Consider the following 12,943-nt stretch of genomic DNA (forward strand, 5'->3'; position numbering starts at 1 on the left):
AAGGCCCGTTCCTTGCAAATTTTGCAAGGAACGGGCCTTTCCTAGCACGGCTCGGCCGCTCTGGCGTGTCAGGAAAGGGGCTTTCAGGACACTTGGGGAAGGTCAGGCGAGTGCGGGTGAAGCGAAGGTCGCGTTCACCAGCGCCATCTTGCGCGGATCGTCGCGCAGGAGCGGGCCCATCCGGTTCATCGTGTAGCCGAACGCGATCCCGCTCTCGGGATCCGCGCCACCGGACGAGCCGCCGAGCCCGTCGTGCCCGAACGCCTTCGGGTTCGGTCCGAAGCCGCGTTCCTCGCTGCCGAGATAGAACCCCAGCGCCCATTCGGCGCCGAGCCCGCCGACGAGGTCGGCCTCGCGGCCCTGCCCCTCGCGGGCCGTCGCGAGGGCCTGGCCCGAGAGCAGCCGTCCCGAGGCGAGAGCGCCGTAGATCGTCGCGATGGCCCGGGCGGTGCCGTGCCCGTTCAGCGCGGGCATGATCGCGCGCCGCCACTCGGGGTCGTTGGCGTCGCGGCCCTGGACGCGCGGGTTCGCCAGCGCGGCGAGGGCGGCCGGGCCGGCGTTGGTGAACGCCTGCGTCAGCGCCGTCTTCATCTCGGCGCTGAGCACGGGTTCGACGAGGGTGGAGCAGCGGGCGAGGTCGTCGTCGGAGGCCAGGCCGATCTGGAAGTCCGCGTCCAGCGGACCGGCGACGTGCTCGGCGAAGTACGCGCGGACGTCGTGCCCGCTGACCCGGCGGATCACCTCGCCGACGAGGAAGCCGAACGAAAGCGCGTGGTAGCCGCTGGCCGTGCCGGGTTCGAAGAGCGGCGCCTGCGCGGCGAGCAGGCCGGTGATGTGGTCCCAGTCGTACAGTTCCTTGACAGTCACCTGCCGCTCGAGGCCGACCCCGGTCACGCCGGAGCGGTGCGAGAGCAGCCAGCGCACCGGGATGTCCCGCTTTCCCGCCGCCGCGAACTCCGGCCAGTACCCGGCCACTGGCGCGTCGAGGTCGAGAAGGCCTGCGTCGGCGAGGTGATGCGCGCAGAGCGCGGTCATGCCCTTGGTGGTGGACCAGACGTTGGTGAGCGTGTCCGCCCGCCACGGGGTCGTCCGGTCCGGATCCGCCCAGCCCGCCCAGAGATCGACGACGGTCTCGCCGTGACGGGTCACCGAGAACGCCGCACCGAGCTCGTCGCGCAGGGCGAAGTTCTCTTCGAAGGCGGCTCGGACGGGTTCGAAGCCCGCCGCGCATTCACCGTGGATCTCGGTCATGGGCACGGACCTCCTGCGGACACCGACCGGTCGGTATGTGACCGTAGAAGGGCCGCGCGGACGAGTCAAGGGGCTCGTCCGCGCGGGCCTCGGCTACCGGAGGGCGGGAACCCGCGCGCCGTACTTGGCGAGCAGCGCGGCGTTGGCCTCGTCGCCACCGTCCACGTTGGAACTGCGCCACAGCGGGACGTCGACACCCTGCGCCGCGCCGAGGTCCACGACCTCGGCGAGCACCAGGTTCCACAGGAAGGCGTTGATCACCGTGGACAGTGGCGCGGTCCGGGGTGCCTCCGGCGGGTAGCTCGAGTCGCCGGGACGCACGTGGGAGTCGAGCACGATGCTGGCTTCTTCGATCAGCGTCGTCGCCGCGCGCTTCGGCGCCGCGGCCACGGACGCGGCCGAGCTCACCGCGATGACCGAGGCGCCGCGGGCGCGGGCACCGGCGGCCAGTTCGACCGGGTACGGGTTCACGCCCGAGGTCGAGAACACCACCAGCAGGTCGTCCGGCCCCGGCGCACGTTCGGCCAGCACCTCCTCGGCGAGCCCGGAGCGGCGTTCGGTCTTGGTGCTGTGCTGCGCGCCGTGCAGCGGCAGCAGCTCGGGGTGGTAGACCGGGTACACGCAGGCGAGGCCGCCCGCGCGGTAGAAGGTCTCGGCGACCGCGGCCAGCGAATGACCCGCTCCGGCGGTGAACACCAGGGCGTCGGCCCGGATGACCCCCAGGATCAGTTCGGCCGACTTCCGGATCTGCTCCGCGTTACCCCGTTCGGCCTCCGCGAGCCGTTCGGCGACGTCTGCATAACGTTCGGTGGTGCTCACCACATCCGCCCTTCCGTCTGGAGATCAGCGACGAATGTATCGCGTGGACCAATGGCCGAAGTGGAATACATCGGGTCATGATCGAGGTTGACCCGATCGCTGCGGCCGGGTTTCGGAGACTGGAGGGTCCAGGGTGAGCGAGGCTGATCCCGCGGTGCGGACTTGGCGAGCACGCGGCCAGGCGAAAGCCGTGGTGCTGGTCCTGCACGGCGGCGCGGAGCACAGTCATGCCCGCGTGGCGCCGTGGCGGCTGGCGTACCAGCGGATGGTTCCGCTGGCGAAAGACGTCCACCGGGCGGGCAAGGAGCACGGGGTCGAGGTCCGGCTCCTGCGCAACCGCGTCTACGGGTGGAACGACCACGGTACCGACGCGCTCGCCGACGCGCGCTGGGCCTTGGAGCGGATCCGCGAAGACCATCCGGGCGCGCCCGTGGTCCTCGTCGGCCATTCGATGGGCGGGCGGGTCGCCTTGCGCGTCGCCGACGATCCGGCCGTCGCCGGGGTCTGCGCGCTGGCACCGTGGACACCACCGGGTGAATCCATCGGCGCCGTCCGCGGTCGTGCCGTGCTCATCGCGCACGGGACCAAGGACCGGATGACCGATCCGGTGGCCTCACACGCTTTCGCGGAACGCGCCGAAAAGGTGACATCGCGGTCCGCGCGATTCGAGATCGGCGGGGAAGGGCACGCGATGCTACGAAGGTTTCGCGTCTGGAACCGTCTCGTACGGGCTTTCACCCTCGAGCTCATCGAAGCCGGGGGAAATGACGAAACGCTGAGCGCGGCCTGGGACCGGCCGAGCTCCGAGCGGCTGCGGATCCCGGTCTAGACCGGGCGGGAGGGAGCACCTTTTATGTCCACGTCAAGCATCGATCGGACCGCAGGCCCGTCCGGTCTGCCCACCCCCGACGAGTCACGGTGGCCGGGATTGGCCACCCCGCCGCATTCGCCGTTCCGCGCGCGGATCGCCGAACAACTGTTCCGCCGCGCGGTGCATCCGCTGAACGTCCGGGTGCGGATGCCCGACGGCTCCCAGCTGGGCTCCGGCGGTCCGGACGCGCCCGAGATGCGCATCAACCGTCCTGCCGCCCTTTTCCATCGCCTCGGTGTCGACGCGAAGATCGGCTTCGGCGAGGCCTACATGGTCGGCGACTGGACGAGCGACGCGCTCGCCGAGGTGCTGACCCCGTTCGCGGAGCGGATGGCGACGCTCATCCCGCCGCTGCTGCAACGGTTCCGCCGGTTCGTCGACCGCGGCCACCCCGCGGACGAGGAGAACACCATCGAGGGGTCGCGGGCGAACATCCATCGCCACTACGACCTCTCCAACGACCTCTTCGGCGCGTTCCTCGACCCGTCGATGATGTATTCGTCGGCGCTGTTCGGCCCCGATGACGATCTCACCACCGCCCAGCACCGCAAGATCGACAGCGTCCTCGACTACGCCGGGGTCCGCGAAGGCAGCACGGTGCTCGAGATCGGCACCGGCTGGGGCGAACTCTCGATCCGGGCGGCCGCGCGCGGGGCCAGGGTGACGTCACTGACCATTTCCGAGGAACAGGCGGCGCTGGCGACCGAACGCATCGCGGCGGCGGGTTACGCCGACCGGGTCGACGTCCGGCTGTGCGACTACCGCGACTCCAGCGGCGAATACGACGCGGTGGTGAGCGTCGAGATGATCGAGGCCGTCGGCGAGTCGTACTGGCCGACGTTCTTCGAGACCATCGGGAAGCGGCTCAAGCCGGGCGGCCGGTTCGGGCTCCAGGCCATCACCATGGACCACGAACGCATGCTCGCCGCGGCCCGTTCGTACACGTGGGTGCACAAGTACATCTTCCCCGGCGGGCTCATCCCGTCGACCACCTCGGTCGAACAGGGCATGCTGGACCACACCCGGCTGAAACTGCAGGGAGTGCGCGAGTTCGGCCAGGACTACGCGCACACGTTGCGGCTGTGGCGGGAGAGGTTCACTCATCGGTGGGACGAAATCACCGAACTGGGCTTCGACGACGTCTTCAAGCGGATGTGGGAGTTCTACCTGGCGTATTCCGAAGCGGGGTTCCGTTCGGGGTATCTCAAGGTCCACCAGTTCGGCTTCGCCGACGACGGGCGGTGAACGCCACCCAACCGATGCGGGGTGCCGCACGTCCTTCACCTAGGGTCTGCGGTTGACTGGGCCCCACACGCGAAATCGGGACGGGTGATTCGGCATGACGTATGGAGGCGACGACCGAGGGCGACGGATGCCGCCACAGCGGCCGCCGTCCGGCCGCCCCCGGCGGCACCAGCCCGCGCAGATGATGCCCCTGCCGGGCCGGGGGAGCAGCCCGTACGACGAGCGGACGGCGCCCATGGGACACGGAGGCGCCGAGCGCCCCGCCGGTCCGCCACCGCGCCGTCCGGGGCCCCCTCCGGGCCGCCCGATGGACGGCGCGCGCCCGCCGCGGCGGCGCAAGCGCTTCGGCTTCGGCAAGGTGCTGGTCACGTTGCTGACCGTGTTCGTGGTGTTCCTCGCCGGTGTGTGGGTGTACCTGGAGTTCTCCATCAACCGCGTCGACGCGCTGGCCGACTACTCCGGCCGCCCCGTCGCGGCCGAAGGCACCAACTGGCTGATCGTGGGCTCCGACAGCCGGGACGGGCTGACCCCGGAGGAGCAGGAGAAGCTCGTCACCGGTGACTCCAAGGCCGCCGGCGGCGGCAAGCGGACCGACACCATCATGATCGCGCACGTCCCGGACAACAGCACCAAGCCGACGCTGCTGAGCCTCCCGCGCGACTCGCAGGTGGCCATCCCCGGGCACGGCAAGAACAAGATCAACGCCGCGTTCTCGATCGGCGGTCCCGCGCTGCTCGCGCAGACCGTCGAAGGCGCCACCGGCCTGCGGATCGACCACTACGCCGAGATCGGGTTCGGCGGATTCGCCAAGATCGTCGACGCGATCGGCGGGGTCAACATGTGCGTCGAGAAGCCGATGGAGGACACCCTCACCGGAATCAAGATCCCGGCGGGCTGCCAGGACCTCCAGGGCCCGCAGGCGCTCGGGTTCGTCCGCATGCGGCACAGCGAGGCCACCCCGCGGTCGGACCTCGACCGCGTCGCCAACCAGCGGAAGTTCATCGGCGCGCTGGTCAGCGAGATCGGCAGCCCCGGCACGCTGCTGAACCCGTTCTCGCTGTTCCCGCTGCTGTCGACGGCGCCCGACGCGCTGACGATGGATTCGGGCGACCACGTGCACAACCTGGTCGGGCTGGCGTTGGCGATGCGCGGGATCTCGTCGGGCGGCGTCGTCACCACGACGGTCCCGGTGACCAACGGCTCGGCGGAGAACTGGGACAAGACCAAGTCGAAGCTGCTTTTCGACGCTTTGAAGAACGACACGGAGATCCCGGACAGCGCGATCCTCACCTGATCCGTGGTGTCCCGAACGCTATGAAAGGCCCGTTACTTGCAAATTTTGCAAGTAACGGGCCTTTCATAGCATTGGACCGGCCCGAAAACCGGAGGCGTCCGGAGCGACGGCGAGGCACCATGGGGTGATGGAAGCGCCCGCCGAAACCCTCACCGACGACGTCGTCGTCCTGCGCCGCTGGAAGCCCGGGCAACTCGGCACCCTGGCCGCCGTCGCGGGGGACTCCGCCGGGCACCTCGGTGCGTGGATGCTCTGGGCCACCGACGGCTACGGCGAGTCCGAGGCCAAGGAGTTCCTCGAGAACGCGGCGCGCAACTGGGCCGAAGGCAAGACCTACGACTTCGCGATCTTCGCCGACGGTGCGGTCGTCGGCGGCGCGGGCATGATGACGCGGCCGGGCTGGATCGAGATCGGCTACTGGCTCAGCCGCCACCACACCGGCCGCGGTCTGGTGACGAGGGCCGCGCGGCTGCTGACCGCCGAGGCCTTCCGGCTCGGCGCGCCGGAGGTCGAGATCCGGCACGACGAGAAGAACGTCGCGAGTGGCGCCGTGCCCGCGAGGCTGGGGTTCACGATGACCGGCGAGGAAACCGTCGAGCCGCCGTTCGCCCCCGCCTGCGCGGGCGTCAACCGGATCTGGCGGCTCAAGCGTCCTTAGACTTGCGTTCGCGCAGGGCCGCGAGCGCCTTGTCGGCGTGCACGGTGAACTTCAGTTCGCTCTTGATCACTTCAAGCACCTTGCGGTCGGTGTCGATGACGAACGTGTGCCGTTTGGCGTGCAGCGGGCTGAACTTGCGCCACACACCGAACTGTTTCGCCACCACACCGTCCACATCGGACAGCAGGGGGTAGTCGAAGCCGTGCTTGGCCGAGAACTCCTGCTGTTTGGCGACGGCGTCCGGGCTGATGCCGACGCGGTGCGCGCCCACTTCGGCGAACTCCGCGGCGAGGTCGCGGAAGTGGCAGCTCTCGGCGGTCAGTGACAAGCCATCATCGCGGCGGGGTAGAAGAACAGCACGACCGGGCCGGACGAGAGGAAGTCCGACAGCGTGCGCTCCTCGCCCTTGTCGTCGGGCAGGGTGAAGTCCGGGGCGATGTCACCTTGGTCCATGCCGGGATCCTGTCACGTCAGTGGGCGTGCCGTTCGATCAGCTCGTCGACCTCGTCCCCGGTCGCGGAATCGGCGACGAACGAGCCGCGTGCCGCGAGGACGCCGTGCCGCCGCAGCCGCTCGGCCTGTTCGTGGCTGCGGACGCCTTCCGCGCCGATCCGCAGTTTCAGTTCCTTGGCCCTGGTGACCAGCTGGCACAGGTGACGGACGTCGGCCTCGTCCTCGCCGTCGGCCAGCGCGTCGACCACCGCGCCGGACAGGATCACGTGACGGACCGGCAGCCGATGCTGCGGGATCAGTTCCAGATCGGCCGAACCGGAGATGGTCAGCACCAGCTGGGCGCCCAGATCGGCCAGCACGGCGAAGGAGTCCAGCACCTCGCCGCGCGGGTCGAGCACGGACTCGCGGTCGGTGCACAGCCGCAACGCCTGCGCGGGCAGGCTGTGCCGATCGAGCTGCTCCTTGACCAGCAGCACCAGATCGGGGTCGATGGCCAGCCGGTTCGGCAGCCGCACGCAGACGTCCGGTGCCGCGTCGCCGAACCGCTGCCGCCAGCGCGCGGTGGCGGCGAGCGATTCCGCCAGCAGCCACCGGCCGAGCGGGATGGTCATCCCGGTGATCTGGGCCAGCGGATAGAACTCGTCGGAGTCCAGTTCGCCCTTCTCCGGATGGGTCCAGCGCAGCCCCGCGTTCACCGCGGCCAGCTGGTCCGGGTTCGCGAGCTTCACCGTCGGCTGGTAGATCAGTGAGAACTCACCGTTCTCCAGCGCGCCCGCGATGACCGCGCCGAGCTGGTAGCGCCCGCGGTCACGCGCGTCGAGCTCCGGGTCGAACAGCATCCACTGCGCCTTGCCCGCTTCCTTGGCGCGGTGCAGCGCGATCTCCGCGGCCCTGAGCAGGTCCTCCGGTCCGCCGTCGGCGACCGGGCGGACGACGATGCCGGCGCTCGCGCTGACCCCGATGCCGTGCCCGCCGAGGTAGATCGGCTCGACCAGTTCCTCCAGGGCCTGCTCGACCAGATCGATCACCTGAGGCGAGGTGAACTCCCCGCGCAGCAGGACGGCGAACCCGTCACCGGACAGCCGGGCGACGGAAGCGTTGTGCCTGCCGGAGAACACGGCCTTGAGTTTGGTCGCGACCCCGCGCAGCACCTGGTCGCCGACTCCGGCGCCGAGACCGTCGTTGATCACCTTGAAGCCGTCGACGTCGAGATAGACGAGCGCGATCTGCTCGCCGCCGGATCCGGCCAGCGCGGTTTCGAGGGCGTTGCCGAACGCGGTGGCGTTCGGCAGGCCGGTCAGCGCGTCGTGCACGTTCTGGTGCAGCAGTCGTTCCTGCAGCAGGTGGATCTCGTTGGCGTCGGAGACCATCAGCACCGGGTACGCCGAGCCGGGCCGGTCACCGGGGAGGTCGGTCAGGGTCACGTCGACCCAGAGCGCTCCTTCCTCGGTGTGGTCCAGCAGCAGACGTTCCTGCTGGGTCGGCTGACTGAGCTTCATGAGCTGGGAGAGCGCGTTCCGCAGCCGGGAGACGTCGTGGTCGGCCGAGCCGAGGTCGGCGATGTTCCGCCCGCGCAGCGCCGACGGACGGCAGCCGAGGAGTTTGCCGAGTGCGACGTTCGCCTCGACGATCCTGCCGTCGGAGTCGGCGAGCGCGATCCCGATGGGAGAGGCGGAATAGAGCTTGGAGAACCGCAGCAGAGCGGGCTTGTGGTCGGGCTCGGTCCGGACGGCGTCCTGGGCGACGCCGAGCAAGAGTCGTTCGAGTTGCTCCTGGGGAAGCGATACTCCTTTAGTGTCAGCGAGCGTCGCGGCCCATCTTCGAGCGACGTCCACCAACCCTGGCGCGGAACCAGGCTCAGGCACACTTCACCTCTTCATGCGCGGTTTATGGCCAGCTCAGACCGGGTGTCCGAGCCCACGGACCCACACTAGGTATGAGCCGACCGGGAGTAGTGCCACGGCATCATGCTCGATACGGGGTGTCTACCGGCTGAAAGGGTGATCACTGCTACACGAGTGGTGACCAGAGGTTACCAAGAGTACTCGATCGTGGATGTCCCTTTGGTCGGGATTCAGCGTGTCTCCAAATGGATCGGCAAGCCGTCCGCGGGAACGGGCAGCGAGACGTAATCCCAGCGTGCGGTGTAGTCCTCCGGGACCGACCACCGGTACGCCCGCAGCATCTCGTGCAGCAGCGCCTTCACTTCGAACGTCCCGAAATGCAGGCCGATGCACTTGTGCGCGCCGCCGCCGAACGGCATCCACGCGTAGCGATGTGCCTTGTCCTCACGGCGTTCCTCGCCGAAGCGGTCCGGGTCGAACCGCATCGGGTCGGTCCAGTACTCCGGCGCGAAATGGTTGACGGTGGGGGAAACCCCGACCAGTGTCCCTTCGGGAATGAAGTGCCCGAGAACTTCGGTGTCCTTCACGGTCTTCCTTGCCAGCGAAGGAACCGGGGCCACCAGCCGCAGGGATTCCTTGATCACCAGGTCCAGCGTGGTCAGGGTCTCCAGCGCCTCTATGTCCGGTACGTCGTCACCGAGCGCGAGGGACTCCTGGCGCGCGCGTTCCTGCCACTCGGGGTTCTTGGCGAGGTGGTAGACGGCGGCGGCGCTGGTGATGGTCGACGTGTCGTGCGCGGCCATCATCAGGAAGATCATGTGGTTGACGACGTCGGAGTCGGTGAAGCGGTCACCGTCTTCGGTGGTGGCGTGGCACAAGGCGGTGAAGAGGTCTTCGCCGTCGCTTCGCCTCTTCGCGGGCAGATTCGCCGCGAAGTAGCGTTCGAGGACCTTGCGGCCGTGCAAGCCCGCCGCCCAGCGGCCGCCGGGAACGGGGAAGCGCACGATGGCCGTGCCCGCGCGCACGGAATTCACGAACGCGCGGTTGATCGCGGCCGCGTCTTCGCCGGACCGCATGCCCATGAACACGCGTGTCGCGACGTCGAGCGTGAGTTGCTTGAGGGACCAGTAGATCCGCGGGTTCGGCCGGTCCGCCCAGGCGGCGATGCCCTCACGGAGCGCCGGTCCCATCTGGTCGACGTATCCGGTGAGCCGCTGCCGCGTGAACGCCGCCTGCATGATCCGGCGGTGCAGATGGTGCTCGCCGAAATCGAGCAGCATCAGGCCGCGGTCGAAGAACTGCTCGATGAAGAACTTCCAGCCCTCCTGGGAAAAGGCCTTGTCCTTGTTCACCAGCGCGATCTGGGTGGCCTCGGGGCCGGAGAGGGCGACGATGCGGCGGCCGAACGCGCCCATCCACGACACCGGGCCGTAGGTCTCGTAGCGCTTGAGGCCGAACTCGATGCCGAAGCGCATGAAGTCCAGCGCGTGCCCGATGACGGGCGGGCCTTCGTCGCCGAGGACGGGTTTGAGACCCGGCGGGGCGGGCGCGAGCTCGCGGACCGGCCAGGTCGCGCCGAGCCAGCGCTGGTCGACCGAACGCGGCAGGGGGATCGAGGTGAGCGGCGGGACCCGCTCACGCAGTGCCCCGGTGACCTTTTCGACGGCGTTCGCCATGGTGACCATCTCCCCGTTGAGACCGGCTACCGCCCCACCATCGCACTCTTGTTGGCAGGTTGACAATACCCCGGCGGATGTACATAAGGCCCCCTTCCTTGCGCCTGGAGCAAGGAAGGGGGCCTTCATGTCCTGATCAGCCCAGCTCGGACCGGACCGCGTTCGCGGCCGCGACCAGGTTCCGCAGGGCAGGCTCCACCTCGGCGTAACCGCGGGTCTTCAGCCCGCAGTCCGGGTTGACCCAGATCCGCTCGGCGGGCACGGCGCCGACGGCGGTCCGCAGCAGCCCGCTGACCTCGTCGACGCCGGGGACGCGCGGCGAGTGGATGTCGTACACGCCCGGCCCGACGCCGCGGCCGAAGCCCGCCGCGCCGAGGTCGGTGACGACCTCCATCTTCGACCGCGCCGCCTCGATGCTGGTGACGTCGGCGTCGAGCGCGTCGATCGCCTTCACCACCTCACCGAACTCCGAATAGCACATGTGCGTGTGGATCTGTGTCGCGTCGTCGATCCCGGACGTCGCCAGCCGGAACGACGAAACCGCCCAAGAGAAGTACGCCTCGTGCGCCGCAGCGCGCAGCGGGAGCAGTTCCCGCAGCGCCGGCTCATCCACCTGGATGACGCGGATGCCGGCCGCCTGCAGGTCGTGCACCTCGTCGCGGATGGCCAGCGCGACCTGGCGGGCGGTCTCGCCCAGCGGCTGGTCGTCGCGGACGAACGACCACGCCAGAATCGTCACCGGCCCGGTCAGCATGCCCTTGACGGGCTTGCCGGTCAGGCTTTGCGCGTAGCGCGCCCACTCGACGGTCATCGGCTCGGGACGGGAGACGTCGCCGTACAGGATCGGCGGCCGGACACACCGCGAGCCGTAGGACTGCACCCAGCCGAAGTCGGTGGCCGCGAACCCGGCCAGCCGCTCGGCGAAGTACTGCACCATGTCGTTGCGCTCGGGCTCGCCGTGCACCAGCACGTCCAGGCCCAGATCCTCCTGCAGCCGGATGACGCGCTCGATCTCCGCCTTCATCGCGGCCTCGTACCCGGCGTCGTCCAGCGAGCCCGCCTTGTGCGCGGCACGGGCCTTGCGGACGTCGGTGGTCTGGGGGAACGAGCCGATCGTCGTGCTCGGCAACGGCGGCAGGGCCAGCGCGGCCTGCTGGGCCGCCGCGCGCCGCGCGTAGGGGGAACGGACGGTGTCCTCCGGCCGCAGCGCCTCCAGCCGGGCACGGACCCCGGCGTCGGCCAGATCGGCCGCCGTGGCGCGGTCCGTGGCCGCCGCACGGGCGGCGGAGAGGTCGACGCCCTCCTCCTTCAGCGCGCGGCCGAGCAGGACGACCTCGTCGACCTTCTGCTTGGCGAACGCGAGCCAGCCCTTGAGCCGCGGGTGGAGCTCGGCCTCCCGCTCGACGTCGTAAGGCACGTGCAGCAGCGAGCACGACGTCGAGACGCTGACCGACTTCGCGGTGCCGAGCAGCGTCGCCGCCCGGCTGAGCGCGCGGGTCGGGTCGGTGCGCCAGACATTGCGCCCGTCCACGACACCGGCCAGGACCTCCTTGTCGCGCAAGGCGGGTTCGGCCGCGACGGCGTCCACAAAGGACTCATCAGTGACGAGGTCGACGGCGAGGGCGTCGATCGGGGAACGGGCGAGCACACCCAGTCCCCGGCCGAGACCGCCGAAGTATCCGGCGACCAGGATCTTCGGGCGCGCGGTCTCCTTCGCGAGCCGGTGGTAGGCGCGGATGAGCGCGTTGAGCTCCGGCTCGGTGCGGTCGCCTGCGAAGGCGGGCTCGTCGAGCTGGACCCACTCGACGCCTTCGTCATGCAGGCGCCGCAGCAGTTCGACGTAGCCGTCGAGAAGGTTGTCGAGAAGGTCCAGCGGGCGGAAGCCCTCCGGAGCACCCTCGGCGGCCTTCGCGAGCAGCAAGAACGTCACCGGGCCCACCAGCACCGGCCGTGTCTCGACGCCGATCGCGCGGGCCTCGCGGTACTCGTCGAGCGGCTTGGAGCCGGCGACCGAGAACCGGGTGTCCGGCCCGAGTTCGGGGACGATGTAGTGGTAGTTCGTGTCGAACCACTTCGTCATCTCCATCGCGGGCGCGTCCTGCACCCCGCGAGCTGCGGCGAAGTAGGTGTCGAGCGGCGAGAGACCGAGCTTCGTGACGCGCTCCGGCAGCGCTCCGAACAGCTCGGCGGTGTCGAGCACCTGGTCGTAGTGGGAGAACGTGTTGGAGGGGACGGAATCCAGTCCGGCGTCCTTGAGTTCCCGCCAGGTCTGCGTGCGCAGCGCGCGGCCGGTCTCCAGCAACGCGGCCTCGTCGATCTTGCCCGCCCAGTAGCGTTCGAGTGAACGCTTGAGTTCCCGGTCCGGTCCGATCCGGGGGTAGCCCAGCACAGTGGTGCCGATTTCGGTCACAGCTCTCTCCTCGCGAGCTTGTCGTCAGAGCCCGGACGCGCGCAGGAGTGACCGCGATTCGGTCGCGCCCATCCCACGAGGCCCGGACTCACGCACGCCGTCGGCGCGCGCACCACGGGCAGGTCTTCGGACTCGTGGGCGACTCGCTCGCTCCTACCGGCCGTCGCTTCCCGGGGCGCCATGCCCCAGTGCTTTACCGTGTCTCGCACGGTGACGGCTTTCGTTCCCACATACCGCTGCGGGGCAGTCCCGGATTCACACCGGGTTCCCTGTTACCTCGACCGGCCTGGGAGGCCGGGCGAACCAGTAGCACCCTGGAGCGTACCGAATTCGGGTCTCGTGTGACTGGAGGCGTAACTCACGTGATCAGACGGTGAACTCGCGTGTCTGGAGACGGAACACGCCGGGCGGAAGTCCGCCCG

9 protein-coding genes, 1 pseudogene and 1 riboswitch are annotated in these 12,943 nt (G+C 69.4%); of the genes and pseudogenes, 4 read left to right on the forward strand and 6 right to left on the reverse strand.

Annotated elements, in window-relative coordinates:
* Positions 1-102 precede the first annotated feature (102 nt).
* Entirely contained in the window at positions 103-1,251 is a 1,149-nt protein-coding gene (locus ACLJPX_RS42175) for a serine hydrolase domain-containing protein (protein ID WP_410605769.1), read from the reverse strand.
* Positions 1,252-1,344: 93 nt separating this feature from the next.
* Complete coding sequence (locus ACLJPX_RS42180) at positions 1,345-2,073, reverse strand: sugar isomerase domain-containing protein (protein WP_410605770.1); 729 nt, start codon at positions 2,071-2,073, stop codon at positions 1,345-1,347.
* A 130-nt stretch (positions 2,074-2,203) separates the two neighbouring features.
* On the opposite strand from ACLJPX_RS42180, the gene ACLJPX_RS42185 reads away from it, so the two are divergent.
* The 4 genes from ACLJPX_RS42185 to ACLJPX_RS42200 all read left to right on the forward strand — a co-directional run bounded on the left by ACLJPX_RS42185 (position 2,204) and on the right by ACLJPX_RS42200 (position 6,138).
* Positions 2,204-2,899 (forward strand): alpha/beta hydrolase, encoded by a 696-nt coding sequence (locus ACLJPX_RS42185; protein ID WP_410605771.1) that lies wholly within the window; start codon positions 2,204-2,206, stop codon positions 2,897-2,899.
* Between the two features lie 24 nt (positions 2,900-2,923).
* Positions 2,924-4,186, forward strand: a complete 1,263-nt coding sequence (locus ACLJPX_RS42190) for a class I SAM-dependent methyltransferase (RefSeq protein ID WP_410605772.1) — start codon at positions 2,924-2,926, stop codon at positions 4,184-4,186.
* 94 nt (positions 4,187-4,280) lie between these two features.
* The gene (locus ACLJPX_RS42195; protein ID WP_410605773.1) at positions 4,281-5,480 is read left to right on the forward strand and encodes an LCP family protein; all 1,200 of its coding nucleotides are present in this window, start codon (positions 4,281-4,283) and stop codon (positions 5,478-5,480) included.
* A 127-nt stretch (positions 5,481-5,607) separates the two neighbouring features.
* Positions 5,608-6,138, forward strand: coding sequence for a GNAT family N-acetyltransferase (locus tag ACLJPX_RS42200; RefSeq protein ID WP_410605774.1), 531 nt, complete (start codon positions 5,608-5,610; stop codon positions 6,136-6,138).
* Here ACLJPX_RS42200 and ACLJPX_RS42205 read toward each other — a convergent pair.
* The 4 genes and pseudogenes from ACLJPX_RS42205 to metE form a co-directional block, all read right to left on the reverse strand.
* Positions 6,125-6,591, reverse strand: a pseudogene (locus tag ACLJPX_RS42205) (peroxiredoxin). The gene ACLJPX_RS42200 and the pseudogene ACLJPX_RS42205 sit on opposite strands and share 14 nt — an antisense overlap.
* 17 nt (positions 6,592-6,608) lie before the next feature.
* Positions 6,609-8,456, reverse strand: coding sequence for a putative bifunctional diguanylate cyclase/phosphodiesterase (locus ACLJPX_RS42210; protein ID WP_410605775.1), 1,848 nt, complete (start codon positions 8,454-8,456; stop codon positions 6,609-6,611).
* A gap of 209 nt (positions 8,457-8,665) precedes the next feature.
* On the reverse strand, positions 8,666-10,111 hold the full coding sequence (locus ACLJPX_RS42215; RefSeq protein ID WP_410605776.1) for a cytochrome P450: 1,446 nt from the start codon (positions 10,109-10,111) through the stop codon (positions 8,666-8,668).
* A gap of 136 nt (positions 10,112-10,247) precedes the next feature.
* Entirely contained in the window at positions 10,248-12,521 is a 2,274-nt protein-coding gene (gene metE / locus ACLJPX_RS42220) for a 5-methyltetrahydropteroyltriglutamate--homocysteine S-methyltransferase (protein WP_410605777.1), read from the reverse strand.
* Between the two features lie 99 nt (positions 12,522-12,620).
* Positions 12,621-12,844, reverse strand: a riboswitch (cobalamin riboswitch).
* Positions 12,845-12,943: the final 99 nt, after the last annotated feature.

The sequence above is a fragment of the Amycolatopsis sp. lyj-90 genome, from assembly GCF_046549035.1.
GTDB lineage: Bacteria > Actinomycetota > Actinomycetes > Mycobacteriales > Pseudonocardiaceae > Amycolatopsis.

Coding starts and splice junctions, on each gene's coding strand:
- ACLJPX_RS42175 (WP_410605769.1), bottom strand. CDS start 1,251: ATGACCGAGATCCACGGTGAATGCGCGGCGGGCTTCGAACCCGTCCGA.
- ACLJPX_RS42190 (WP_410605772.1), top strand. CDS start 2,924: ATGTCCACGTCAAGCATCGATCGGACCGCAGGCCCGTCCGGTCTGCCC.
- ACLJPX_RS42200 (WP_410605774.1), top strand. CDS start 5,608: ATGGAAGCGCCCGCCGAAACCCTCACCGACGACGTCGTCGTCCTGCGC.
- ACLJPX_RS42195 (WP_410605773.1), top strand. CDS start 4,281: ATGACGTATGGAGGCGACGACCGAGGGCGACGGATGCCGCCACAGCGG.
- ACLJPX_RS42215 (WP_410605776.1), bottom strand. CDS start 10,111: ATGGCGAACGCCGTCGAAAAGGTCACCGGGGCACTGCGTGAGCGGGTC.